The 24474-nt window shown below is 64.6% G+C and carries 20 protein-coding genes; 16 read left to right on the plus strand and 4 right to left on the minus strand.

Annotated elements, in window-relative coordinates:
• Positions 1-100 precede the first annotated feature (100 nt).
• The 6 genes from AC1MCA_RS19485 (at position 101) to pdxS (ending at position 8321) form a co-directional block, all read left to right on the plus strand.
• Positions 101-421, plus strand: coding sequence for a DUF6504 family protein (locus AC1MCA_RS19485; RefSeq protein WP_479799973.1), 321 nt, complete (start codon positions 101-103; stop codon positions 419-421).
• Complete coding sequence (locus tag AC1MCA_RS19490; protein ID WP_479799974.1) at positions 418-3906, plus strand: DNA polymerase III subunit alpha; 3489 nt, start codon at positions 418-420, stop codon at positions 3904-3906. The genes AC1MCA_RS19485 and AC1MCA_RS19490 overlap by 4 nt, the downstream gene beginning before the upstream one ends.
• A 115-nt stretch (positions 3907-4021) precedes the next feature.
• Positions 4022-6031 (plus strand): threonine--tRNA ligase, encoded by a 2010-nt coding sequence (thrS, locus tag AC1MCA_RS19495; protein WP_479799975.1) that lies wholly within the window; start codon positions 4022-4024, stop codon positions 6029-6031.
• Between the two features lie 19 nt (positions 6032-6050).
• Positions 6051-6638 carry an HIT family protein gene (locus tag AC1MCA_RS19500; RefSeq protein WP_108599285.1) on the plus strand — a complete coding sequence of 196 codons (588 nt, stop codon included), beginning with the start codon at positions 6051-6053 and terminating at the stop codon, positions 6636-6638.
• Positions 6628-7251 carry a phosphatidylinositol phosphate synthase gene (pgsA, locus tag AC1MCA_RS19505; protein ID WP_108599288.1) on the plus strand — a complete coding sequence of 208 codons (624 nt, stop codon included), beginning with the start codon at positions 6628-6630 and terminating at the stop codon, positions 7249-7251. Before AC1MCA_RS19500 ends, pgsA begins: the two co-directional genes overlap by 11 nt.
• 143 nt (positions 7252-7394) lie before the next feature.
• Complete coding sequence (pdxS, locus tag AC1MCA_RS19510; RefSeq protein WP_479799976.1) at positions 7395-8321, plus strand: pyridoxal 5'-phosphate synthase lyase subunit PdxS; 927 nt, start codon at positions 7395-7397, stop codon at positions 8319-8321.
• 76 nt (positions 8322-8397) lie between these two features.
• Here pdxS and AC1MCA_RS19515 read toward each other — a convergent pair whose 3' ends face one another.
• Complete coding sequence (locus AC1MCA_RS19515) at positions 8398-10410, minus strand: M3 family metallopeptidase (RefSeq protein WP_479799977.1); 2013 nt, start codon at positions 10408-10410, stop codon at positions 8398-8400.
• A gap of 84 nt (positions 10411-10494) precedes the next feature.
• Here AC1MCA_RS19515 and AC1MCA_RS19520 point away from each other — a divergent pair, with 84 nt between their 5' ends.
• Positions 10495-11766, plus strand: a complete 1272-nt coding sequence (locus AC1MCA_RS19520; RefSeq protein ID WP_479799978.1) for a CapA family protein — start codon at positions 10495-10497, stop codon at positions 11764-11766.
• A 9-nt stretch (positions 11767-11775) separates the two neighbouring features.
• On the opposite strand, the gene AC1MCA_RS19525 is transcribed toward AC1MCA_RS19520, so the two are convergent.
• Positions 11776-12537 (minus strand): type 1 glutamine amidotransferase, encoded by a 762-nt coding sequence (locus AC1MCA_RS19525; protein ID WP_479799979.1) that lies wholly within the window; start codon positions 12535-12537, stop codon positions 11776-11778.
• Complete coding sequence (locus tag AC1MCA_RS19530; protein ID WP_479799982.1) at positions 12534-13826, minus strand: MurT ligase domain-containing protein; 1293 nt, start codon at positions 13824-13826, stop codon at positions 12534-12536. The genes AC1MCA_RS19525 and AC1MCA_RS19530 overlap by 4 nt, the downstream gene beginning before the upstream one ends.
• A 92-nt stretch (positions 13827-13918) precedes the next feature.
• On the opposite strand from AC1MCA_RS19530, the gene pdxT reads away from it, so the two are divergent.
• The 9 genes from pdxT (at position 13919) to AC1MCA_RS19575 (ending at position 23865) form a co-directional block, all read left to right on the plus strand.
• Positions 13919-14629: a pyridoxal 5'-phosphate synthase glutaminase subunit PdxT gene (pdxT, locus tag AC1MCA_RS19535; protein ID WP_479799984.1), complete on the plus strand. Its 711-nt coding sequence runs from the start codon at positions 13919-13921 to the stop codon at positions 14627-14629.
• Between the two features lie 3 nt (positions 14630-14632).
• Positions 14633-15391 (plus strand): YebC/PmpR family DNA-binding transcriptional regulator, encoded by a 759-nt coding sequence (locus AC1MCA_RS19540; protein ID WP_108597352.1) that lies wholly within the window; start codon positions 14633-14635, stop codon positions 15389-15391.
• A 35-nt stretch (positions 15392-15426) separates the two neighbouring features.
• On the plus strand, positions 15427-16005 hold the full coding sequence (gene ruvC / locus AC1MCA_RS19545) for a crossover junction endodeoxyribonuclease RuvC (RefSeq protein WP_108597353.1): 579 nt from the start codon (positions 15427-15429) through the stop codon (positions 16003-16005).
• Between the two features lie 80 nt (positions 16006-16085).
• Complete coding sequence (gene ruvA / locus AC1MCA_RS19550) at positions 16086-16730, plus strand: Holliday junction branch migration protein RuvA (protein WP_479799985.1); 645 nt, start codon at positions 16086-16088, stop codon at positions 16728-16730.
• Positions 16723-17811, plus strand: a complete 1089-nt coding sequence (gene ruvB, locus AC1MCA_RS19555) for a Holliday junction branch migration DNA helicase RuvB (RefSeq protein WP_479799987.1) — start codon at positions 16723-16725, stop codon at positions 17809-17811. The genes ruvA and ruvB overlap by 8 nt, the downstream gene beginning before the upstream one ends.
• Positions 17812-17996: 185 nt before the next feature.
• Positions 17997-18446, plus strand: a complete 450-nt coding sequence (gene yajC, locus AC1MCA_RS19560) for a preprotein translocase subunit YajC (protein WP_479799988.1) — start codon at positions 17997-17999, stop codon at positions 18444-18446.
• Between the two features lie 110 nt (positions 18447-18556).
• Positions 18557-20314 (plus strand): protein translocase subunit SecD, encoded by a 1758-nt coding sequence (secD, locus tag AC1MCA_RS19565; RefSeq protein WP_479799989.1) that lies wholly within the window; start codon positions 18557-18559, stop codon positions 20312-20314.
• Positions 20314-21336 (plus strand): protein translocase subunit SecF, encoded by a 1023-nt coding sequence (secF, locus tag AC1MCA_RS19570; RefSeq protein WP_479799990.1) that lies wholly within the window; start codon positions 20314-20316, stop codon positions 21334-21336. The genes secD and secF overlap by 1 nt, the downstream gene beginning before the upstream one ends.
• Before the next feature lie 135 nt (positions 21337-21471).
• Positions 21472-23865: a RelA/SpoT family protein gene (locus tag AC1MCA_RS19575; RefSeq protein ID WP_479799991.1), complete on the plus strand. Its 2394-nt coding sequence runs from the start codon at positions 21472-21474 to the stop codon at positions 23863-23865.
• Here AC1MCA_RS19575 and AC1MCA_RS19580 read toward each other — a convergent pair.
• Positions 23746-24432 (minus strand): type IV toxin-antitoxin system AbiEi family antitoxin, encoded by a 687-nt coding sequence (locus AC1MCA_RS19580; protein WP_479799992.1) that lies wholly within the window; start codon positions 24430-24432, stop codon positions 23746-23748. The two genes, AC1MCA_RS19575 and AC1MCA_RS19580, sit on opposite strands and share 120 nt — an antisense overlap.
• Between the last annotated feature and the right edge of the window lie 42 nt (positions 24433-24474).

Below are 24474 nucleotides of genomic sequence, written 5' to 3' on the forward strand. Positions count from 1 at the left end.
CTAGGTTTTGCCGGGGCACCGGCGTAGACTTTGTTTATTCGAATACATATTCGAACAAAATACTGCGAACGTCTGTATCAGCCGGCTCCGGGAGGCACCCATGGGTATGTTCAGCGAGTCTGTGGACGTCCGCTGCACTCCGGCCGGCCAGCCACTGGAACTCTCCTGGGCCGGAAGGCAGTACCAGGTGTGCGCCGAGCCTTCGCGGTGGTACGAGCGCCGTCAATGGTGGGCCGAAGAAAGCCGCGCACCTCTTGGCAGCGGGCCAGGGCTGGTTGACCACGAGATCTGGCGGGTCCAGGTCCAGGCAGTTCAACGGGATGCCGCAGAGCTGCTCACCCTTGACCTCACCCGGCACATCGGCAGTGGCCGCTGGAGGCTCCTGCGGATCCACGACGCCCTCCAGCCCAAAACAGCATGACCTTTACGCACCTCCATGTTTCCACCGCCTTCAGCGCGCACTACGGCGTATCCTGGCCCGACGAACTCGCCCAGGTTGCCGCCGCTGACGGCGCAACGGCCCTTGCCTGCACTGACCGTGACGGCCTCTATGGCACCGTCAAACATCTCAAGGCCTGTATGGCAGCGGGCATTGATCCCGTGGTGGGGGTGGACCTTGCGGTCTTCGACGACGACGGCGATCACCGTACCCAACTCGCCGGCCGCGTGGTGGTCCTGGCCCGGGGCAACAACAACGGGGCAGGCTACCGGGCGCTGTGCCGGTTAGTCTCAGATGCCCATGCCCGTACCTCAGGCAAAGCCGGGGGAGCTGTGCCGGTGGCCGTCACCCGCGCTGAACTCGCCTCACGCACGCTTGACCCGAAAACCCTGAAGCCGGTGCTGACCGTCCTGATCGGCCCGGATTCCGACGTCGGCCGGGCCATGGGCGGCAGGAGGTACCTGCTGCCCCGCACCCTTTTCAAGCGGTGGGTCGAGGCCATGCCTGCCGGAACCCTGGTAGCCGAGGTCGTCTCCCAGCTCAGTGCCCCCGGAGCGCCCCTGAGCACCTCCCATGCAGTGCGCATGCTTAAACTTGCGGAAGAACACCACGTCCCTGCTGTGCTGACCAATGCAGTGCGTTACTGCGCCGAGGACGGCGCAGCCACAGCGGACGTGCTCGATTCAGCCCGGACACTCAAGTCCCTGCCGGAACTTGCGGCAGAACCGCTCCTTCAGCCCAATGGGCAGGGCTGGCTGAAATCGGCAGGGCAGATGCTTCAGCTGGGCAAGGAAATCATCCATGCCGCCGGGTATGGCACAGCTGACCTCAAACAGCTGATGGCCCAGACTGAGGCGCTCGCCGATTTCTGCCGGATGGATCCGGTAACGGACATGGGATGGAAGCAGCCGGTGGTCCCCGAAGCGTCCGTCATTGGAATAAGCCAGGACCCGCACCTGGAACTGGTGCAGCGTTGCGAAGCAGGAATCGGCCGGCGCTTCCCCGGTATCACCGGCTCTGCCTTGCAGGAAATGCGCCAACGCCTGGACCATGAGCTCGGCATCATCCTGAACCTCGGGTTCTCCTCCTACTTCCTCACCGTGGCCGAAGTCTCCCGGATGATCCAGGACATGGGGGTCAGGGCTGCCGCCCGGGGGTCAGGTGCCTCCAGCCTGGTCAATTACCTGATCGAGGTCAGCCACGTTAACCCCCTGCAGCACGATCTGATCTTTGAGAGGTTCCTGTCACGGGACCGGGCCACCTTGCCGGACATTGATATCGATGTCGAAAGCGCTGAGCGGCACAACGTCTACCGCAGGATTTTTGACCGGTTCGGCGCCGAGCGTGTCACCCTGATGAGCATGCAGAACGGGTATCGCGCCCGCGGTGCGGTGCGTGACGCCGGGATGGCGTTGGGCATGGACGAGGGCGATGTCGGCGAGATCGCAAAGCAGCTGTGGCGGTTTTCAGCCCGGAAGTTCCGCGAAGCCCTGGCGGAGAAGCCTGAGCTCCGGGAGTTCGCCGGCAGGGTAGAGCAGCGGGATTTTACCGAAAACCAGCAGCTTGATCTGCTGGTGGACCTGACTGAACGGCTGGACCGGCTGCCCCGCCATATTTCCATGCACCCCTGCGGGGTGATCCTGGGAGATGCGACGCTCCTGGACCGCACCCCTGTCCAGCCCAGCGGACTGGGGCTGCCCATGAGCCAGTTCGACAAACACGATATGGATCCCATGGGCATGCTCAAACTCGATGTCCTGGGAGTGAGGATGCAAAGCGCCATGGCCTTTGCCGTCCGGGAAGTGATCCGGATCCATCCTTCCAAGGCCGAGGTGGTTGCGGCCGGGAGCCATCCCAGGGGCCCGGACGGAACCGGGCCGGATTACATCGCCGAGAACGGCATGATCGACCTCAATGCTGTGCCGCTGGACGATGAACCCACCTACGATCTGATCCGCAGCACCCACACCCTGGGCTGTTTCCAGATCGAATCACCCGGCCAGCGTGAACTGATCGGCAAGATGGCGCCGCGTGAGTTCAATGACCTCATCATCGACATTTCGCTGTTCCGGCCCGGCCCGATGAAGTCCGACATGGTCCGGCCTTTCCTGGAACACCGGCACGGCTTCGCGCCGGAGGTCTATCCGCACCCTGACCTGAAACCGGTGCTGCAGGAAACCCATGGAGTCACCGTCTTCCATGAACAGATCCTCAAAACATTCGATGTCATGACCGGCTGCGGGCTGGCCCGGGCTGATGAGTTCCGCCGGGCGCTCGGCAACGAAGTCCTCGAACTGAAGGTTGAAGAGTTCTTCCGCAGGGAGGCCCGGGCAAAAGGCTATTCCCCAGAGGTGGTGGATAAGGTCTGGGGCACCCTGAAGGCATTCGGAAGCTTTGGCTTCTGCAAGGCCCACGGCGCCGCTTTCGCCGTACCCACCTACCAGTCAGCATGGCTCAAGACCCACCATCCCGAGGCCTTCCTTGCCGGGCTGTGGGAACACGATCCCGGCATGTATCCCAAACGTCTGCTGGTGGCCGAGGCCCGCAGGCTGGGCATCCCCATCCTGCCGCTGGACATCAACCGCAGCGGCGCCGAGTACAGGGTTGAGCGGGTCGCCGACGGGCCGGACAGCGGAAAGCTGGGGATCAGGCTGAGCCTCAACGGTATTTACGGCCTGTCAGGTACCGAGCTCCAACGGATTGTTGCCGGTCAGCCTTACGACTCCCTGGCTGACCTGCGGGCGCGGTCCAGGCTGAGCAAGCCAAGCATCAACAGGCTCGCCCGGCTGGGTGCCTTTGATTCACTGCACCGGGAGTCAGGCGGTGCAGCAAACCGCGCAGACCTCGTCCAGCATCTTCAGAAGCTGCAATCCGCAGGAGGAACCAGGAAAGGCCGCGAGGTCATGGAAGGCCAGCTGTCCCTGCCGCTGGGGGACGTGGAACTGCGGAACGTCAAGCCTGGACTGCCTGCGCCTACCCTGGTGGAAAACGTCCGGGCAGAGCTGGACCTGATGGCCATTGATGTCAGCGGGCACCTGATGGACAGCCACCGGCCCATGCTGGACAGGCTCGGCGTTACCACCGCTGACAAGCTCCTGGGGCTGCGCAACGGCACCGAGGTGCTGGTGGCCGGGGTGCGCATCGCCACCCAGACCCCGCCCATGCGTGGCGGGCGCAGGGTGGTTTTCATCAGCATCGATGACGGCACCGGCTGTATCGATTCCGTGTTCTTCCATGAAGCACAGGAACAGGCCGGGCTCCTGTTGTTCGGCACCAGGCTGCTGCTCATCCGCGGCACCACCAGGCGTACAGGGCCGCGGGGAATCAGCCTCAGCGCCAACATGGCATGGGACCTGAGCCGCGTGGAAACCCTGCCGTTTCCCGCGTCCCAGCCCCGGACCTCCGATGTCCCCCACCCGCTGGATGGGATCAGCCGGAGCCTGGCTATCACCGGGATGGGCGGCTGAGGGCCCGGGGTCCCGTTGGTCGGCCTCCCGCGGAACCGATAGCATTGACGATGGCTGGCTGTGGTCCCCGTATGCCGCAAGCTATGAAGCCTAAAACTTTGAATAGGAGACACCCGTGTCAGATGCCCAGCAGATCACCCTCATCGTCGATGGCGAAGAGACCAAGGTGACTACCGGGACAACCGGTGCGGAACTCTTCTTTGAGCGCCGCGATGTTGTTGTGGCCCGCGTTAACGGCGAGCTGAAGGACCTGGACCAGGAACTGCCCGAGGGCGCCGAAATCCAGGCCGTCACCATCGGTTCGCCCGATGGCCTCAACGTCCTGCGCCACTCCACCGCCCACGTCATGGCCCAGGCGGTACAGCAACTCCGCCCGGACGCCAAGCTGGGAATCGGCCCCTACATTACGGACGGTTTCTACTTCGACTTCGATGTCGCCGAGCCCTTTACTCCCGAGGACCTCAAGACCCTCGAGAAGATGATGCTCAAGATCATCAACCAGAACCAGAAATTCGTCCGCCGTGTTGTCAGCGAGGACGGGGCCCGTGAGGCCATGAAGGACGAGCCCTACAAGCTCGAACTCCTGGGCAAGAAAAACGAGGCCGCTGAAGCGGGCGAAGGCGTCAACGTCGAGGTCGGCGCCGGCGACATCACCATCTACGACAATGTGGACCGGAAGAGCGGTGACAGCGTCTGGTGCGACCTCTGCCGCGGACCGCACCTGCCCAACACCAAGCTCATCTCCAACGCCTTCGCGCTGACCCGCTCCTCCTCCGCCTACTGGCTGGGCAACCAGAAGAACCAGCAGCTGCAGCGGATCTACGGCACCGCCTGGCCCAGCAAGGACGAGCTGAAGGCTTACCAGGAACGGATCGCCGAGGCCGAACGCCGCGACCACCGCAAGCTCGGTGTTGAGCTGGACCTGTTCTCGTTCCCCGATGAACTGGGCTCCGGCCTCCCGGTCTTCCACCCCAAGGGCGGCATCATCCGCAAGGAGATGGAGGACTACTCCCGCCAGCGCCACGTCGAGGCCGGCTATGAGTTCGTCTACACCCCGCACATCACCAAGGGCCACCTGTACGAGGTCTCGGGCCACCTTGACTGGTACAAGGAAGGCATGTTCCCGGCGATGCACGTGGATGCCGAACTCAACGAGGACGGCACCGTACGCAAACCCGGTCAGGATTACTACCTGAAGCCGATGAACTGCCCCATGCACAACCTCATCTTCCGTTCCCGCGGACGTTCCTACCGCGAACTGCCCTTGCGGCTCTTCGAATTCGGTGCGGTGTACCGCTACGAGAAGTCCGGCGTGGTCCATGGCCTGACCCGGGTCCGGGGGATGACCCAGGACGACGCCCACATCTACTGCACCCGCGAGCAGATGAAGGACGAACTCACCAAGACCCTGAACTTCGTCCTGGATCTGCTCAAGGACTACGGCCTGAACGACTTCTACCTGGAGCTTTCCACCAAGGACCCGGAGAAGTACGTCGGCGACGACGCCGCCTGGGAAGAAGCCACCAAGACCCTTGCCGAGGTTGCGGAGGAATCCGGGCTTGACCTGGTGCCGGATCCGGGTGGGGCCGCGTTCTATGGCCCCAAGATCTCCGTGCAGGCCAAGGACGCCCTGGGCCGGACCTGGCAGATGTCCACCATCCAGCTGGACTTCAACCTGCCTGAACGGTTCGAACTTGAATTCCAGGCCGCCGACGGCACGCGGCAGCGCCCCGTGATGATCCACCGCGCACTCTTCGGCTCGATCGAGCGGTTCATGGGTGTCCTCACCGAGCACTACGCCGGAGCTTTCCCCGCGTGGCTGTCACCCGTCCAGGTGGTGGGCATCCCGGTAGCCGAGACCTTTAACGACTACATGTTCGACGTCGTTGACCAGCTCAAGGCTGCCGGCATCCGTGCCGAGGTGGACACGTCCTCCGACAGGTTCCCCAAGAAGATCCGCACCGCCAGCAAGGACAAGATCCCGTTTGTCCTGATCGCCGGCGGCGACGACGCCGAGGCCGGAGCGGTGTCCTTCCGGTTCCGTGACGGCAGCCAGGACAACGGCGTGCCGGTTGCCGAGGCAGTCAAGCGGATCACAGAAGCCGTCCGCAACCGGACCAGCTAGCGGAAACGGACAGAACACGGTGCAAGAGAACACAGGCGCTGGATATCCGGGCGATGCCGGCGTAACCGATGATTTTGATCTCGCGGGCGTGCCGGATGCTTTCCAGCGCCTGTGGACTCCCCACCGCATGGCCTACATCAAAGGCGGCCAGCACCAGTTCAAAAACGAGAATGACTGCCCGTTCTGCATCGGCCCCGGGCGGAGCGACGAAGAATCGCTGATCGTCCACCGGGGCAAGACCTGCTACGTGGTGCTCAACCTCTTTCCGTACAACCCCGGCCACCTCCTGGTCTGCCCGTACCGGCACGTCCCGGACTACACCGACCTGACGCTGGAGGAAACCGCGGAGTTCGCGGAGATCACCCAGACGGCCATGCGCGTCCTGCGTAAGGTGGCCAACCCGGGCGGGTTCAACCTCGGCATGAACCAGGGCGTTGTGGGCGGGGCAGGCATCGCAGCCCACCTGCACCAGCACATCGTTCCGCGGTGGGGCGGCGACGGCAACTTTTTTCCCATCATTGCCCAGACCAAGGCCATCACGCAGACCCTGGACGAAGTCCGTCTGCAGGTTGCCGAGGCGTGGCCCGGGGAGACGGATGCTGAATAGGCATGCGCGCGGTTTTTTCACCGCGCTGTTCACCCCGCTTGCCCGCTGGCTCCTGAAAATCGGTATTTCCCCTGATGCTGTGACGGTCATCGGGACTGCCGGTGTGGTGGTTGGCGCCCTGGTCTTTTACCCCCTCGGCCAGCTCTGGTGGGGAACCCTGTTCATTACGGCGTTCATCTTTTCCGATGTGCTGGACGGGATCATGGCCAGGATGCGGGATACCGGCGGCCGCTGGGGAAACTTCCTGGACTCCACCCTGGACAGGATCGCCGACGGTGCGCTCTTCGCCGGTGTAGCCATCTGGTTCTTCACCGGCGGCGCAGACTACGCCGTCGCCGTCGCCGCCACGCTTTGCCTCGTCCTGGGCATGGTGGTTTCCTACGCCAGGGCCAAAGCCGAGTCCCTCGGTTTCACCGCCAACGTGGGCATCGCTGAACGCGCCGAACGCCTGGTGTCTGTCCTCGTGGTAACCGGGTTCACCGGCTTGGGGTTGCCTTCTGTTGTCCTGCTGGTGACTCTCGGGCTGCTGGCCCTGGCGAGCCTGGTCACGGTGATCCAGCGCATCGTCTCTGTCCGTCGCCAGGCCCTGGCCGAGACCACCGCCACTGATTAACACTGATTAAGCCCGCTGGCCGCGGTGGGACTAGTATTAGGACAGCCCGGTCACTGGATCCGGCAATCCGTGTGTGTGAATTTCGGCACCCCCGTGCCACTCCACGCCCGGCGAAGGTCATCTATCTACCCATAGGGGTTTTTGTGTCTACACCTGATGTAAGCAGCGAAGCCGGTTCGTCCGCGAACAGCGTCACGGGCAGCAACCGCGTTAAGCGCGGCATGGCTGAGATGCTCAAGGGCGGCGTCATCATGGACGTCGTCAACGTCGAACAGGCCCGCATCGCCGAAGACGCCGGTGCCGTGGCAGTCATGGCGCTGGAGCGCGTTCCGGCCGATATCCGTGCCCAGGGCGGCGTGTCCCGCATGTCCGATCCGGACATGATTGACAAGATCATCGACGCCGTCTCCGTACCGGTGATGGCCAAGGCCAGGATCGGCCACTTCGTCGAGGCGCAGATCCTGCAGTCCCTCGGCGTGGACTACATTGACGAGTCCGAGGTCCTGACCCCGGCCGACTACGTCAACCACATCGACAAGTGGAAGTTCACCGTTCCCTTCGTCTGTGGGGCCACCAACCTGGGTGAGGCACTGCGCCGCATCAACGAGGGTGCGGCGATGATCCGGTCCAAGGGCGAAGCCGGTACCGGCGACGTCTCCAACGCCACCGGGCACATGCGCAAGATCCGCGCCGAGATCGCCAAGCTCGCGGCCCTGCCCGAGGACGAGCTCTACGTCGCCGCCAAGGAACTGCAGGCCCCGTACGAACTGGTCAAGGAAATCGCCTCCACCGGCAAGCTTCCCGTGGTGCTGTTCACCGCCGGCGGCATCGCCACCCCGGCGGATGCCGCGATGATGATGCAGCTTGGCGCCGACGGCGTGTTCGTCGGCTCCGGCATCTTCAAGTCCGGCAACCCGGCCCAGCGTGCCGCCGCCGTCGTGAAGGCCACCACGTTCTTCGATGACCCCGACGTCATCGCCAAGGCCTCCCGCGGTCTGGGCGAAGCCATGGTGGGCATCAACGTGGACGAAATCCCGCAGCCCCACCGCCTCGCCGAACGCGGCTGGTAACAGCGGCAAAAGCAGTACGACGCCGGCCCGTCACCTCTCCAGGTGGCGGGCCGGCGTCGTTCGCTGGTTGAGGTCTTCAGTCGAGGCCGCGGCGTTTCAGCAGCGGCTCGAGCTTCGCGTCGCGTCCCCGGAGGGCGCGGAAGGATTCCAACGGATCCCGGCTGTTCCCGCGCGCGAGCAGTTCCCGGCGGAAGCGCTGTCCGTTGGCACGTGTCATGCCGCCCTGTTCGGTGAACCAGTCCACGGTTTCCGCGTCCAGCACCTCGCTCCAGATATAGGAGTAGTAGCCGGCTGCGTAACCGTCCCCGGCGAAGATGTGCTGGAAATAGCCGGTGCGGTACCGGGGCGGGATGAGCGCATGCGCCACTCCGGCGGCTGCCAGCGCCTTCGCCTCGAAGGCGAGGGCATCATCCGGGACAGCCGCGACGTCCAGCGTGTGCCAGGCCAGGTCCAGCAGTGCTGCCCCGAGATACTCGGTGGTCCCGAAGCCTTCGCCCCAGAGCCGTGCGTCATCCAGCCTGGCCACAACTTCCCGCGGCAGCGGTTCGCCGGTGACGTGGTGCCGTGCGTAGTTGGCCAGCACCTCCGGCCAAAGGATCCACATCTCGTTGACCTGCGAGGGGTACTCCACGAAGTCGCGGGGGACTGCAGTCCCCGCGAACCGGGGGTAGGTCACCTTCGAAAACAGGCCGTGCAGGGCGTGCCCGAACTCGTGGAAGGTGGTGCGCAGTTCGTCCAGGGTCAGAAGCGTGGGCTCGCCCGCTGGAGGCTTGGAGATGTTGAGGTTGTTGATCACCACAGGCAGGGTGCCGAGCAGGTCCGACTGTTCCACCAGCGAGTTCATCCAGGCCCCGCCGCGTTTGGATTCCCGGGTGTAGTAGTCGCCAAGGAACAGCCCCAACCCGCTCCCGTCCTGGTCCCGGACCTCCCAGACACGGACATCGGAGTGGTAACCGGCAAGGTCCCGGCGTTCGTGGAAAGTGATGCCGTACAGGGAAGTGGCGGCGAAGAAGACGCCATCCTGCAGGACACGGTCCAGCTCGAAATAGGGCCGGAGGGACTGCTCGTCCACAGCGTATTTTTCGCGCCGGACCTTGGCTGAGTAAAAGGCCCAGTCCCATGCTTCAAGAGGGTGGCCTGCGCTGTGGGCCAGGGCAGCAGCTTCGGCGTCGGCATTGCGGACCGCGGCCGGCGCCAACCTGTTGAGCATGGCCTGAACAGCCCCGAAATCGGGGGCGGTCTGCCGGTCCACCACGAGTTCCGCATAGTTCGCGAACCCCAGCAGCCCGGCCTTCTCGGCCCGCAGGCGGGCCATGGACCGTGCCAGATCCAGGACATCCAGGCTGCCGCCGTCGCTGCCACGGCTGATGGAGGCCTCAAACAGCCGACGGCGGACGTCCCGGTTTTCGAGGGCAGCCATGGCGGGCTGGTTGCTCGGCTGGATCAGCGTCAGAAGGTATTTGCCGTCGTGGCCGGCGGCACGGGCCGCCTCGGCGGCGCTGGCGACGTCATCCGCCGGCAGCCCCGTCAGTTCCTCCGCGCTGTCCAGCAGCAGGGCCGCCGACTTCATGCCCTCCTTGACCCGCTGGCCAAACTCCGTGCCGAGCCTGGAGAGTTCGGCGTTGATTTCCTTCAAATGTTCCTGGCCTGCCGGATCGAGCTGGATCCCGGACTGGCGGAATTCCTTCAGGTACTCCTCCACCAGCCGGACGGACTCGGGATCAAGACCGGAAGTATCTATCGCCGCAAACCGGTCGAACAGGGCGCGGTTGAGGAAGATATCGTCCTGGTGGGCGGCGAACCTGGGCGAGAGTTCGGTTTCCAGATCGCGGATCTCGTCGGTCGCATCGGCCGAAACCAAGGTGAAAAAGGACGCCGCGGCCCGCTGAAGCAGTTGGCCTGCCCGTTCCATGGCCACGGCAGTGTTGGCGAAGTTGGCCGGCGCCGCGCTGGCCACGATGGCCTGGATTTCAGCCAGATGTTCAGCCAGGCCCGCGTCCACGGCCTCGGCGTAGTGGGAGGGGCTGAGCTGGGCAAATGGCGGAAGCCCGTAGGGCAGCGGGCTGGGGCTAAGGAGCGGATTCGTCATCAGCCAAACCTTTCATACCGGCGCAGGCTTCTCAACGCCCGGAGATCCGCGCCCGGCGCGGTCACCGAACCTACAATGGCGCGTATGGGGAACAAAGGAGGCGGTGCTGCGCGTCGGATCAGGGCTGCACTGCCGGCAATCACTCTCGCCGGGATGCTCGCGGCGGTACTCGCTGGCTGCGGCCTCGTGGCCGAGCAGAACGGGAGCACACCCTCCGGAGCGACGGCCGGGGAGTCCGCCGGGGGGCGGCCGGGCGCGTCACCGGCGGTTGTGCCCACACCAACACCCGCCCCGACGCCGGGAGCGGGTCCGGCCTGCCCCACGCTGCGCTGCACCTCCGTGCTGGTCACCGGTGACATGCTGGTCCACGCCCAGCTCTGGCAGCAGGCCCATGATGACGCCGCCGCGGCAGGGAAATCCGGGCTGGACTTTGGGCCGCTGCTGGAAGGCCAGCGCCGGTACATCCAGCACAGCGACCTGGCCATCTGCCACCAGGAGACTCCGGTGGCGGGGCCGGAGGGGCCCTTCTCCGCCTATCCGTCCTTCAACGTTCCACCGCAGATCATTACGGCGGCCAAGGGGGTCGGCTACCATGCCTGCACCACCGCCAGCAACCACACGATCGACCGCAGCACAGACGGTGTCCTGCGCACCCTTGATGCCCTGGATGCGGCCGGCCTCAAACACACCGGTTCCTACCGGACCGAACTGGAGTCGCAGGGCATCCTGATCCTTCAGACGGAGGCCGCCAGGATAGCCATCATCAGCGGAACCTACGGCCTGAACGGACTGTGGCCCGAATACGGGTGGCAGGTGGACCTGCTGGACGCGCCCGCCATGATTGCCAAGGCCGTGAAGGCAAGGGCGCTGGGAGCTGACATCGTACTGGCCGCCATGCACGCAGGGGAGGAGTACGTGAGCGAAGCCAACGTCCAGCAGGTGGAGGTAGCCCACGCACTGGTGGACAGCGGCCAGTTCACCATGGTCTACGGCCACCACACCCACTCCGTGCTGCCCATCGAAAACTACAAGGGCACCTGGATCGTGTACGGGCTGGGCAACGGGGTCACCGAGCTGTCACCGTGGTACGTGGTCAACAACGAAGGACTGCTGGTAAGGGCACAGTTCAGCCAGGACGCCGCCGGCAAGTGGGCGGCGTCGGACCTGGCCTGGGCACCCTCGGTGATCGTCCGCGATCCGTACCGCTGGTGCTCCGTGGCCTCCGATGCTCCCCAGGGTGTTTGCGCCACCCCCGAGGCTGACGCCGCGACGCGTGCGCGGACCGCCACGGTGGTGGAATCGATGGGCGCCGCGGCGGCCGGAGCGCATGAGCTCCTGATCACCAGGGAACCCTGAGCAGCGGGTTCAGCGTGGGCGGCGGGCGGCGTGTTCGCGGGCCAGGAGGGCGTAGCGGTCGTCCGGCGTGCCAGGGTCAAAGGTTCCGAACTTTCGTTCCGCGGCAGTCCTGATGAGGAAGTCTGCGATGGCAGGGTTCTTCGGCAGCAATGATCCGTGCAGGTAGCTGGCCACCACGTTCTTGTAGCGGGCCCCTTCCCGGCCGTCCCTGCTGTTGTTGCCTGTTCCCTTGGCCACGGTACCCAGCGGCCGGACACCGCTTCCGAGCGTCGTCTGCCCGCTGTGGTTCTCGTACCCCAGCACTTCGCCGAATTCCGGCGTCGAAACCTTGACGTTCCCGATCAGGCGTTCGTCAGTGCCCTGGGTCTCGACATCGAGGATGCCGATGCCCGGAATGACCGTCCCGAGGCGTGTCTTGAAGAAGCGACCGAACAGCTGGTACAGGCCGCAGATGACCAGCATGGGAGCGCCATCCTCAGCCAGTTCCGTCAGGGTGCCGGCCCGGAGCTGAAGATCCTCCTGGATGATCAGCTGGCCGCTGTCCTGGCCGCCGCCGCCGACGATAATGTCAACGTCCGCCGGGAAGTCGTCGCCCGGGTTGTACTCCAGCAGTTCAGGCGTGTAGCCGTGCCACTGGACGCGCCGCTTCAGCACCAGGGCGTTGCCCCAGTCGCCGTAGATGTTCATGTCCCGCGGATAGAGCTGCAGGATCCGGATGGTGCCCTTGCTGTTGCCCTTGCCGGTCCGGGAGACCGGTGATTCCTCGGTCATGAGACCACCTCGACTGTGGTGATTTTGGACAGCTCGCGGCGGATGGCCAGCATGGCTGTGTACGTGCAGAAAACCCGCTTCGGCTTGCCTTTGGCCTCGCGGATGAAGGCGGCCAGGGCGGGGGCTATGTCCGGTTCGACGGCGCCGATTGCCACGTTGTCGTACTGCAGCCGCAGCGCCATGTCATATGCGCGCGACCCTGTCAGCTGGTCCACGCCGCCGTCGCGGAGCGAATCAAATTCCACATCCCACAGCCAGGACATGTCCCGGCCGTCAGCGTAGTTGTCATTGATGGCGATCATGGTGGCGTAGCCGCCGGCGGCAAAGGACTTGAGTCCCAGCCGGAAGCCGCTGGGGTTCTTGACCAGCACCAGGTCCAGGGGCTGGCCGTCCACCACCAGGCTCTCGCCCCGGCCGAAGGCGGGTTCAACCTGCGACAGTGCCGTGAGCAGGGTGCTGTGGTCGGCAGTCGCGGCACCGGAACCGCAGATGCTGCGGGCGAGGGCAAGGGCGGCAGCGGCATTAAAGATGTTGTAGACCCCGCGGAGCTTCATCGCGGTGGTGACCGTAACGCCGTCGTACTCAAAATCAGCGGTGTCCGGCCCTACCTTGCGGAGTACGACGTCGGCGTGCGGCTTTTTCGGGAGGGCTGCGGGGAGGGGACTCCCCGGCGCTGCCCGCATATCGTCGTCGTTGGGGAACGTGCTTAACAGGGAATCGTCGAGTCCGAAGTACTGGACCTGCTGCCCGGTCAGGGTCTCCGCAATGCGTGCCACCCGTGGGTCTTCCCGGTTCAGCACCACCGTCCCGATGGTCTTGCCGGCAACATGCTGGAGGAGCTGGGCCGTCTTGTCGATCTCGCCGAAACGGTCCAGCTGGTCCCGCAGGACGTTGAGCAGGAGGCAGTACCGGGGCGGGACACTGTTGACGAAGTGCACGGCATGGGCTTCGTCGAGCTCCAGGACGGCAACGTCTGCCTGCAGGCGGCCGCGCCAGTCCACCTCGCCCAGCAGTGCAGCTGCCACGCCACGGGTGAAATTGCTGCCGGTGCGGTTGGTGAAAACCTTCAGGCCCTGGCTCTCCAGGAGCTCAACCACCATCTTGGTGGTAGTGGTTTTTCCGTTGGTTCCGCTGACCACGGCAACACCGTGGGGGAGGGTGGAGAGTGTCCGCTTCATGAAGCCGGGATCGATTTTTTCCACCACCAGACCAGGCAGGGCGGACCCGCCACCCCTGAGCCGGGACACCCGGCGGACCAGCTTGCCGAGCGGAACACTGATGTAAAGCATGCTCTGTAATATATCCCAGCAACGGCATGGAACCCTGACGGGGATGGCAGTCCACGGCCAGGCGCGGGCTGTCCGGCCATTATGCTGAATGGATGACAAACCCCCTCTCCGCCGCTTCCGCACGCGTGGGCGCAGGCCTGCGGATCGGCGTCCTGGCGCTCCAGGGCGACTTCCGCGAGCACCTCCGGGCCGTGGAAGCAGCCGGAGCCGCCGGCGTCGGAATACGCAGGCCCGCGGAACTGGCCGGCCTCGACGGACTGATCATTCCGGGCGGCGAGTCCACTGCCATCGACAAGCTGGCCCGCGCCTTTGACCTTGCGAAACCGCTGACCGAGAGCATCCGCGGTGGCCTCCCCACCTATGGCTCCTGCGCCGGAATGATCCTCCTCGCAGACCAGATCGCTGACCCGGCCACGGACCTCTCCGGCAAACCGCAGCAGACCTTCGGCGGCCTGGACATCACGGTGCGGCGCAACGCGTTCGGACGGCAACGCGAATCCTTCGAAACGGACCTGGACTTCAAAGGCCTCGACTTCAGCGCAACCGCTTCCGGCGTGGCCCCCGTCCATGCCGTGTTCATCCGGGGCCCCTGGGTGGAGCGGGTGGGCCCCGACGTCGAGATCCTGGCCCAGGTGGAACCGGCGGATCCAGTCCACGCGTCCCACGCGGCAAGCCTGCCGGGGACGGCTAGAATTGTTGCAGTGCGTTCGGGCCACCTGCTGGCCACCTCCTTCCACCCGGAAGTGACTGGGGAGAAACGCGTACATGAACTTTTTATCCGCATGATCAGAGGAGAAGCGTAAAGCATGTCAGGCCACTCCAAATGGGCAACGACCAAGCACAAAAAGGCCATCCTCGATAGCCGCCGCGCCAAGTCGTTCGCCAAGCTGATCAAGAACATCGAAGTCGCCGCACGGATGGGCGGCCCGGACCTCCAGGGCAACCCCGGCCTGGAACTGGCAGTGACCAAGGCCAAGAAGACCTCCGTCCCGGCAGACAACATCGACCGCGCCATCAAGCGCGGTGCCGGCCTGACCGGTGAAGTGGTTGACTACACCGAGATCATGTACGAATGCCGCGGCCCGCAGGGTTCCGCGCTGCTGATCGAGTGCCTGACGGATAACAAAAACCGTGCGGCCTCCGAAGTCCGCCTCGCCATTTCCCGCAACGGCGGCACCATCGCCGATCCCGGTTCCGTGAGCTATTTGTTCAGCCGCAAGGGCGTGGTGTCCCTGCCCAAGAAGGACCTGACCGAGGACGACGTCCTGATGGCCGTCCTGGATGCCGGTGCCGAAGAAGTCAAGGACAACGGCGACACCTTCGAAATCCACTCGGAGCCCACGGACCTCCAGGCCGTCCGCGATGCACTCAAAGAAGCCGGGATCGAGTACGACACTGACGAAGCCGAATTCGTTCCGTCGATGCAGGTTCCGCTCGACCTTGAAGCAGCCAGGAAGTTCATGAAGCTCGTGGACGCACTCGAAGAGCTCGACGACGTCCAGAACGTCTACAGCAACGCAGACCTCAGTGATGAAGTCCAGGCCGCCCTGGAAGAATCCGAATGACCTTCCGCTTTGCGGCTTAGGGCTGTTGACTGCCGGTGACGCTGCGCGTACTCGGGGTTGACCCGGGACTTACCCGCTGCGGCATCGGAGTGGTCGACGTCGAACGGAACCGGCGGGCCACGATGGTGGCGTTCGGGGTAGTGGGAACCTCCCCGGAGGACTCCCTGGACCAGCGGCTGCTGGTGATCGCCCTGGCCATCGACGAGTGGCTGGACCGCCACGAGCCCCACGTCCTCGCCGTCGAGCGCGTCTTCTCGCAACTGAATGTCAGCACCGTCATGGGCGTGGCGCAGGCGTCCGGAGTGGTGATCGCGGCGGCTGCCCGGCGCGGAATCCCGGTGGCGCTGCACACGCCGTCGGAGGTTAAGGCCGCTGTCACCGGCAGCGGCACCTCGAACAAGGACGCCGTGACCAAGCTGGTCACCAAGATCCTCAGGCTGGATGCCCCGCCGCGCCCCGCAGATGCTGCGGATGCCCTGGCCCTGGCCATTACCCACGCCTGGCGTGCCGGCAGTGGGGCGTCCGTTGCCACGACGGGTCCCGGCAGCCTTTCGCTCACGCCTGCCCAGCGGGCGTGGGCTGACGCCGAGGCCAAAGCGCGCCGCTCGCGGTGAATTCCGCGCCCCCTTGCTAGGGTATTCGTAGATATGTTCGGATAGTCGGCTGTGCCGGCAGTTTATACAGGAGCCCGGCCTTGATCAGTTTCCTTCGCGGAACCGTAGCCCACGTAGGTCTTTCCACCGCAGTCATCGACCTCAACGGCGCCGGCATGAGCGTCAACGCCACCCCCCAGACCCTGAGCAAACTCCGCACCGGCGAGGAGGGCAAACTCTTCACGTCGCTGATCGTCCGCGAGGATTCCCTCACCCTGTTTGGCTTCTCGTCCGACGACGAACGTGAAGTCTTCGATGTCCTGCTCAGTGTGAGCGGCGTAGGTCCCCGCCTTGCCCTCGCGGTGCTGGCCGTCCACGAGCCGGAGGCCATCAGGGTGGCCGCGCACACCGGTGACAGCAAGACGTTCACCAAAGTTCCCGGCATAGGACCCAAGGTGGGCGCCAGGATTGTGCTGGAACTTGCCGGCAAGCTGGTGCCGCACGGCACCGCCGGCGCTGCCACTCCGGCCACCCCGGCCGAGGCTGCCTGGAAGCCGCAGGTAGTGGCGGCCATGACCAGCCTTGGCTGGTCCGAGAAGGATGCAACCGCCAGTATCGACAAAGCCCTGGCGGACGATCCTGAGGTTTCCTTCCGCGGCAACGTCGCTGAAATCCTGCGGACAACCCTCCGCTGGCTGGGCCAGGACGGCGCGCGGGCCGGGAACCGGGTAGGCAGCCGTGGCTGAGCCGTCCGTCGTTGCGGCGGTGGAGGAACCCGAAGACCGCGCCATTGAAGCCGCCCTCCGGCCCAAGAACCTTGACGATTTTGTAGGCCAGCACCGGGTCCGGAAGCAGCTTTCGCTGGTCCTTCAGGCATCGCGGATGCGCGGCCGCAGCGCTGACCACGTGCTCTTCTCGGGTCCGCCCGGCCTGGGCAAGACCACCCTGGCCATGATTGTGGCGTCGGAAATGAACGCCCCTTTGCGGATCAGCAGCGGCCCTGCCATCCAGCATGCCGGCGACCTCGCCGCCATCCTGTCCTCACTGTCGGAGGGCGAGGTCCTGTTCCTCGACGAAATCCACCGGATGTCACGCCCTGCCGAGGAAATGCTCTACATGGCCATGGAAGACTTCCGGGTGGACATTGTGGTGGGCAAGGGGGCCGGTGCCACCGCCATCCCGCTGGAGCTCCCGCCTTTCACCTTGGTGGGTGCCACCACCCGTGCCGGGCTGCTGCCGGGGCCGTTGCGGGACAGGTTCGGGTTCACGGGGCATCTGGAGTTCTACAGCGTTGCCGAGCTTGAGCTCGTTCTTCGCCGGTCCGCCGGGCTGCTGGACCTCAAAGTGAACTCTGCGGGCTTCAGCGAAATCGCCGGCCGTTCGCGCGGTACGCCCCGTATCGCCAACCGGCTCCTCCGGCGTGTCCGTGACTGGGCCCTGGTGCATGGGATCGAACAGATTGACGCCCGCACGGCTTCCGCGGCCCTGGATATGTATGAAGTGGACAAGCGTGGCCTGGACCGGCTGGACCGGGCAGTGCTCGAAGCGCTGATCACCAAGTTCGGCGGCGGACCCGTGGGACTCTCAACCCTGGCCATTGCGGTGGGGGAGGAGACCGAAACAGTGGAGACTGTGGCCGAACCGTTCCTCGTACGCGAGGGCCTCCTGGGCAGGACGCCGCGGGGCCGCATCGCAATGGCCCCCGCCTGGACGCATTTGGGTTATGCCGTCCCGGCCGGGGTTTTTGCCCAGGAGCCGCTTGATCTGTTCGAAGCGGACCCGGAAAGCAGCGGGCCCGCCGCCGCATGGGCGCCGAACAGCGAATAGGCCTGTCCTTTCAGCTTTTCCCTTTAGACTGGGTATGACACCCGGCACGTTCGGGTCTTTGTTCCCGCCGGCGGCTCTGACCAGCCGATGCCTGCCAGGCACGATTTTCTTCCAAGGTGGAACAAAGCGGACGCAGCCAAACACCCGATACGCCAGTACAGAACGGAATCTTCCCTGTGGATCCAATGAACATCGTCTTGTTCGCAATGCTCGGAGTCTTTATCTTCATGATGTTCCGCCGGAACAAGAAGACCAAGGAGCAGCAGGCACAGCTGCAGTCCCAGTTCGCTCCCGGCGTTGAGGTCATGACCACCTTTGGACTCTTCGGCCGGATCGTCTCCATGGATGACGCCGAAAACAAGGTGGTCCTGGAACTCTCTCCCGGGAACCTGGCCACCGTTCACCGCCAGGCCGTCACCAAGATCGTGGAGCCTGCCGTCGTTGCCGAGGACGAGCCCACCGTTGTTCCGGATGATGCTTCCTCGCTGACCGCCCATGATGCCGGCACTCCCGCGGCCACGGCCGCTCCGTCGGCTACAGCTACCCCGGCGGCAACAGCTACTCCGTCGGCTACGGCAGAGACACCGGACGAGACCCTCAAGCGCCTCAACGACGAGGGCAAAAAGGACATCTAGTCCGCGCCGTACGGCACGCGCTAGCAATACGTCTACGGCTTGGGGATTGCCGCCGGGGGAGCATCAGCTCCCTGCGGTGGTTCTTCCGTACATAAGAGAAAGATCTTTCAATGGCACGAACTGGCCCTAAGAAACCAGGCCTGCGGGTCCTGGTGTGGCTCGGCGTAATCCTCGCCGTGCTGACCGCCGTCCTGGCCGGCGGCACCGTTGCCGGACAGGCAAGCTGGGCGCCCAAGCTGGCACTGGACCTTGAAGGCGGCACCCAGATGATCCTGGCGCCCAAGGTCGAGGGCGGTTCGGACATCAACGAAGAGCAGCTCAACCAGGCCGTGGCCATCATCCGTCAGCGCGTGGACGGCTCCGGTGTTGCGGAAGCGGAAATCAGCACACAGTCCGGCCGCAACGTTGTGGTCAGCCTTCCCGGTACTCCGTCCACCCAGACACGGGCCCTGATCCAGGCCTCCGCCGACATGAACTTCCGCCCCGTCATCCTGAACGGCGCGGGTGCGGCCGTTCCGGCTGAGTCACTCACTCCTGAGGACCAGCTGCCGAAGCCCACCGCGGAACCGGCCAACAGCAGCGACACCAACTGGATTACGCCTGAGCTCTACCGCCAGTTCGAGACCCTTGACTGTGACAACCCGTCCCAGGACAAGCAGGAACGTTCAGACCCCGCCAAGCCGCTGGTCACATGCGAGCCTGCCACCTCCACCGCTCCGGCGCTGAAGTACGTCCTTGGTCCCGTTGAGGTCAAGGGCAGCAACATCGTCACGTCTTCCTTTCAGCTGCAGCAGGGTTCCCAGGGCGCCGTCACGAACCAGTGGGCGGTCAACATCCAGTTCGACGACGAAGGAACCGCCAAGTTCAAGGACGTCACCCAGCGCCTGAATGAGTTCTACGTGGCCGCAGGCGGCGAGGCCGGAACCGATCCCAAGGCGCAGTTCGCCATTGTCCTGGACGATCAGGTCATCTCCGCTCCGCGGTCACTGGCAGTCATCACCGATGGCCGGCCCCAGATCACCGGTAACTTCACTGAGCAGACGGCCAAGGCGCTGTCCGACCAGCTGCGGTTCGGCGCACTTCCCATCAGCTTCGAGATCCAGAGCGAACAGCAGATCTCGGCCACCCTGGGTGGCGAGCAGCTGCGGATGGGCCTCCTGGCCGGTGTCATCGGCCTTCTGCTGGTGGTGGTGTATTCACTCTTCCAATACCGCGCCCTGGGCCTGGTGACCATCGCATCGCTGGTGGTGGCAGGTGCACTGACGTATCTCGCCATTGCCATCCTTGGGTGGACCGAAAACTACCGGCTCTCACTGGCTGGCGTTGCAGGCATCATCGTGGCAATCGGCCAGACCGCGGACTCGTTCATTGTCTACTTCGAACGCATCCGCGACGAACTGCGTGAGGGCCGGGGTTTGGTCTCCGCCGTCGAAAACGGCTGGAAGCGCGCCAAGCGCACCGTCCTGGCCTCCAAGGCCGTGAACCTGCTGGCCGCCTTGGTGCTCTACTTTGTGGCCGTGGGCAACGTCCGCGGCTTCGCCTTCACCCTGGGCCTGACCGCCATCGCCGACCTCATCGTCGTCTTCATGTTCACCCACCCGACACTGCAGTTGCTGGCGCGGACCAAGTTCTTCGGCGAAGGCCACCCCTTCTCCGGCCTTGACCCCAAGCGCCTCGGCGTCGTCCCGCTTTACCGCGGTGCAGGGCGCCTCCGGACACCCGAGGCCAAGCCCGCAGTGGTTCGGGCCAAGAACACCGGCGCAGCGGCTGAGGCCGAACGCCGGATGACCATCGCCGAGCGCCGCCTCGCCGAAAAGCAGGAGCAGCTTACGGGCTCCTCCAAGGGCGCAGCCAAGGAGAACAAGTAATGTCCAGCAGCTTCGCCACTTTCGGCAACGAGCTCTACACCGGCAAGCGCTCCTACAACTTTGTGGGAGCCAAGAAAATCTGGTTCATTATCGCGGCGGTAGCGGTGGCCCTGTCCATCCTCATCCCGGTAGCCAAGGGCGGATTCAACCTTGGTATCGAATTCCGCGGCGGTTCCGAGTTCACGGTTTCCAACGTCAAGACCACCGATGCCAACGCAGGGGAGAAGGCGGTCCAGGATGTAGTGCCTGGTGCCATTCCCCGCGTGGCCAACGTGGCCGGCAGCACCATGCGGATCCAGACCGACAAACTCACCGATGACGAGACACTTAAGATCAAGGCGGGTCTGACCTCGGCCTACGGCGTTACGGACAACGAAGTGACATCCACGTTCGTAGGACCGACCTGGGGCGCTGACGTTACCAAGCAGGCCCTGATCGGCCTGGTGGTTTTCGTCCTCCTCGCGGCGGTCCTCATGGCGCTCTACTTCCGGACCTGGAAGATGTCGCTGTCGGCCATTGCAGGCATGCTCGTCACGATGTTCATTACCGCCGGCGTGTACGCGCTCAGCGACTTTGAGGTCACTCCATCGGCCATCATCGGGTTCCTGACCGTGCTCAGCTATTCGCTGTACGACACGGTGGTGGTGTTCGACAAGATCCGTGAAAACACGGTGGACCTGTCGGCGTCGACCCGGCGCACCTTCGCCGAGGAAGTGAACCTCGCTGTGAACCAAACACTGGTGCGCTCCATCAACACCATGATGGTTGCCATTCTTCCGGTGGGTGCCATCCTGTTCATCGGTGCTGGCCTGCTTGGTGCGGGAACCCTCCGGGATCTCTCCCTGGCACTGTTTGTGGGAATCCTGATCGGAACGGCTGCCACCATCTTTGTAGCGGCGCCGATGTATGCGTGGCTGCGGCAGAACGAACCTGACCTTGTGAAGCAGGCAAAACGGGTCGAGCACCGGCGCGCCGAGGGCACTGCCCGCACGGACGTTTCGGCTGCCCCGGCAGGGGCCTGACCCCCGTATTTACCGGGCTGGCCGGCGTCGGAATACCGACGCCGGCCGGCCCTTCGCCTTTTAAGCCGCCGGTTAGAGAAGTGAACTGACGGGGGAATAGACTGAGGTAATTAAACAGGTGTGAGGGGTGCTTCATTGGAAGAGCGTTCGGCGTCGGTGCCAGCGGCAGGCGGGGATGAGAATCCAGGCCACGGGCCACAGACCGGGCTTGCTGCTTCCGCACGCCCCGGACAGGTAGTACCGGTGGACAACTCCGGCGCACGTCCCACGTTTCCCGGGCGGCGGGAACGCACCCGCTCCCGGCTTGCCCGGCTGACGGGATTCACGGCCGCCAGCTACTCACCCATCCTTGAGCCTTTGCTCCGCACTGTGCGGGCGAACAATCCCAAGGAAGACTTCGACCTCATCCAGCGTGCCTTCGAGGTGGCTGAGCGTTGCCACCGCGGGCAAAAGCGCAAGAGCGGTGATCCGTATATCACCCACCCGGTGGCGGTCGCCACGATCCTCGCCGAACTGGGCCTCAGCGGCACCACCCTCGCTGCCGCCCTGCTCCACGACACCGTCGAGGACACCTCCTACACCCTGGCGGACCTGAAGCGGGACTTCGGTCCTGAGGTCGCCATGCTGGTGGACGGTGTGACCAAACTGGACAAAGTCAGCTTCGGTGAAGCCGCGCAGTCCGAGACCGTCCGCAAGATGGTCGTGGCCATGGCCAAGGACATCCGTGTCCTCATGATCAAACTCGCGGACAGGCTCCACAACGCACGGACCTGGCGGTTCGTTTCCGCGGAGTCATCGGCGAGGAAAGCCCGCGAGACCCTCGAGATCTTTGCACCCCTGGCCCACCGCCTGGGTATGAACACCATCAAGTGGGAGCTGGAGGACCTGTCCTTCGCAGCCCTCTACCCGAAGGTCTATGAGGAAATCGTGCGGATGGTGGGGGACCGCACTCCGGAGCGGGAGAAGAGCCTCAGCGTCATCCGGGACCAGATCACCGAAGACCTCCGTACCGCCAAGATCAAAGCCACCATCACGGGCAGGCCCAAGCATTACTACTCGATCTACCAGAAGATGGTGGTCCGGGACAAAGACTTCGACGACATCAATGACCTTATGGGCGTAAGGGTGCTCGTGGACTCTGTCCGCGACTGTTACGCGGCCCTGGGCACCATGCATTCGCGGTGGAACCCCCTGCCGGGGCGGTTCAAAGACTACATCGCCATGCCCAAGTTCAATATGTACCAGTCACTCCACACCACGGTGATCGGCCCGGGTGGCAAACCCGTGGAAATCCAGATCAGGACGCACGAAATGCACCGCCGCGCCGAGTACGGTGTGGCCGCGCACTGGAAGTACAAGGACCAGCCCAACCGCACGGCTGTCGGCCCGGGCAGTCCGCGCGACGGCGACATGGGCTGGCTCAGGTCCCTGGTGGACTGGCAGCAGGAAACCTCCGATCCCGGAGAGTTCCTTGATTCACTGCGGTTCGAGATCAACGCCCGCGAAGTTTTTGTGTTCACACCCAAGGGCGAAGTCATGGCCCTGCCGGCCGGATCAACTCCGGTGGATTTTGCCTACGCCGTGCACACCGAGGTAGGGCACCGGACTATCGGAGCCCGGGTCAACGGCAAGCTGGTTCCGCTCAACAGCGAGCTCAACCACGGCGACTGGGTGGAGATCTTCACCTCCAAGGCCGAAGGTGCGGGTCCAAGCCAGGACTGGCAGCATTTCGTCAAGAGCGCCCGCGCGCGGAACAAGATCCGTCAATGGTTCAGCAAGGAACGGCGCGAGGAAGCGATTGACCGTGGCAAAGAGCTGCTGACCCGCGCCATGCGGAAGCAGAACCTGCCCCTGCAGCGGCTGATGACCCATGAGGCACTCGCCGCGGTGGCCGCCGAGTTCAAGTACGTCGATATCTCCGGGCTTTACGCCGGTGTGGGTGACGGCCACACGTCAGCCCAGTCCGTCATGGAGAAGCTCGTCGAAAGCCTCGGCGGCAGCGAGAGCACCGACGAAGACGTCAGTGAAGTCAGCATTCCCACCCATGTGGCGAAGACCAAGTTCTCCGATTCCGGCGTGGTGGTGCGTGGCGTCGGCGACGTCTGGGTGAAGCTGGCCCGCTGTTGTACGCCTGTTCCGCCGGACCCGATCCTGGGGTTCGTCACGCGCGGCTCCGGCGTTTCCGTGCACCGGACAGACTGCACCAACATCTCGGACCTGAAAGACCAGCCGGACAGGATTGTGGACGTCGACTGGGCACCCACCCAGTCCAGTGTCTTCCTGGTGGAGATCCAGGTGGAGGCCCTGGACCGGAAGTCCCTGCTCTCGGACGTCACGCGCGTGCTCTCAGAGAACCACGTCAACATCCTCGCCGCCAGTGTGAACACCTCCAGCGACCGCGTGGCCATCTCAAGGTTCGCCTTTGAGATGGGGGACCCCAAGTACCTCAACCACGTCCTCAGTGCCGTCCGGCGGATCGATGGCGTCTTCGACGTCTACCGGACCACCGGCAATAAGCGCCGGAGCTAACAGGGCGAGCTTCTCCAGGGCCGCCCTCTTGTGCGGGACCCGGGGGGTGGCCTCGATGGCCAAAACCAGCAGGCGGAGGCGGACGTCCTTCTCCGGCCGCGCCAGCAGACCGGTCAGGGCAGGCAAGGCGCGGTGGGCCTCTACATGCAGGGCAATGTCCACTGCGGTGCGGAGCGGGCTGGACACCATGAGTCCGCCCATGCTGACGACGTCAAACGGGCCGAGCCTGACCTCGTGGAGAGTGCAGCCCCGGGTGTTCCGAAGGCCTGAAATCCGCCGTTTCGCATCCACCAGCAGCGCCAGTTTGTCCGGCTCCGCCGCGCAGCCGTAGATCCAGGCCGCCGTCATCCGCCCGGCCACCACCCGCTGCCTCACGGCCGCGGGAACTGCATTGGCTGCTGCCCTGGCCCGCAGTTGGGGTGAAGCGGGTGCTTCCGGAAGCGTGAAGCCGTGCTGGTGGAACTGCGTCAGAATACCGTCTGCGGCCAGCGATTGAAGCTCGGGCCAGGCGAACGGACGCCCCGGCGAGTACAGCTCGGGGTATTGCGGTGGTGACGGTGTGGCCATCCGTCCATCCTGCCGCGCCTGCCCGTTAAACGCACAGGCCCG

Source organism: Arthrobacter sp. BK1 (assembly GCF_056680055.1).

Excerpts from the sequence above, each read along its gene's own strand:
- pgsA (WP_108599288.1), top strand. The coding sequence starts at position 6,628 with ATGCTGAATAGGCATGCGCGCGGTTTTTTCACCGCGCTGTTCACCCCG.
- AC1MCA_RS19520 (WP_479799978.1), top strand. The coding sequence starts at position 10,495 with ATGGGGAACAAAGGAGGCGGTGCTGCGCGTCGGATCAGGGCTGCACTG.
- AC1MCA_RS19530 (WP_479799982.1), bottom strand. The coding sequence starts at position 13,826 with ATGCTTTACATCAGTGTTCCGCTCGGCAAGCTGGTCCGCCGGGTGTCC.
- AC1MCA_RS19485 (WP_479799973.1), top strand. The coding sequence starts at position 101 with ATGGGTATGTTCAGCGAGTCTGTGGACGTCCGCTGCACTCCGGCCGGC.
- AC1MCA_RS19580 (WP_479799992.1), bottom strand. The coding sequence starts at position 24,432 with ATGGCCACACCGTCACCACCGCAATACCCCGAGCTGTACTCGCCGGGG.
- secF (WP_479799990.1), top strand. The coding sequence starts at position 20,314 with ATGTCCAGCAGCTTCGCCACTTTCGGCAACGAGCTCTACACCGGCAAG.
- AC1MCA_RS19515 (WP_479799977.1), bottom strand. The coding sequence starts at position 10,410 with ATGACGAATCCGCTCCTTAGCCCCAGCCCGCTGCCCTACGGGCTTCCG.
- yajC (WP_479799988.1), top strand. The coding sequence starts at position 17,997 with ATGAACATCGTCTTGTTCGCAATGCTCGGAGTCTTTATCTTCATGATG.
- secD (WP_479799989.1), top strand. The coding sequence starts at position 18,557 with ATGGCACGAACTGGCCCTAAGAAACCAGGCCTGCGGGTCCTGGTGTGG.
- pdxT (WP_479799984.1), top strand. The coding sequence starts at position 13,919 with ATGACAAACCCCCTCTCCGCCGCTTCCGCACGCGTGGGCGCAGGCCTG.
- AC1MCA_RS19525 (WP_479799979.1), bottom strand. The coding sequence starts at position 12,537 with ATGACCGAGGAATCACCGGTCTCCCGGACCGGCAAGGGCAACAGCAAG.
- AC1MCA_RS19490 (WP_479799974.1), top strand. The coding sequence starts at position 418 with ATGACCTTTACGCACCTCCATGTTTCCACCGCCTTCAGCGCGCACTAC.
- AC1MCA_RS19540 (WP_108597352.1), top strand. The coding sequence starts at position 14,633 with ATGTCAGGCCACTCCAAATGGGCAACGACCAAGCACAAAAAGGCCATC.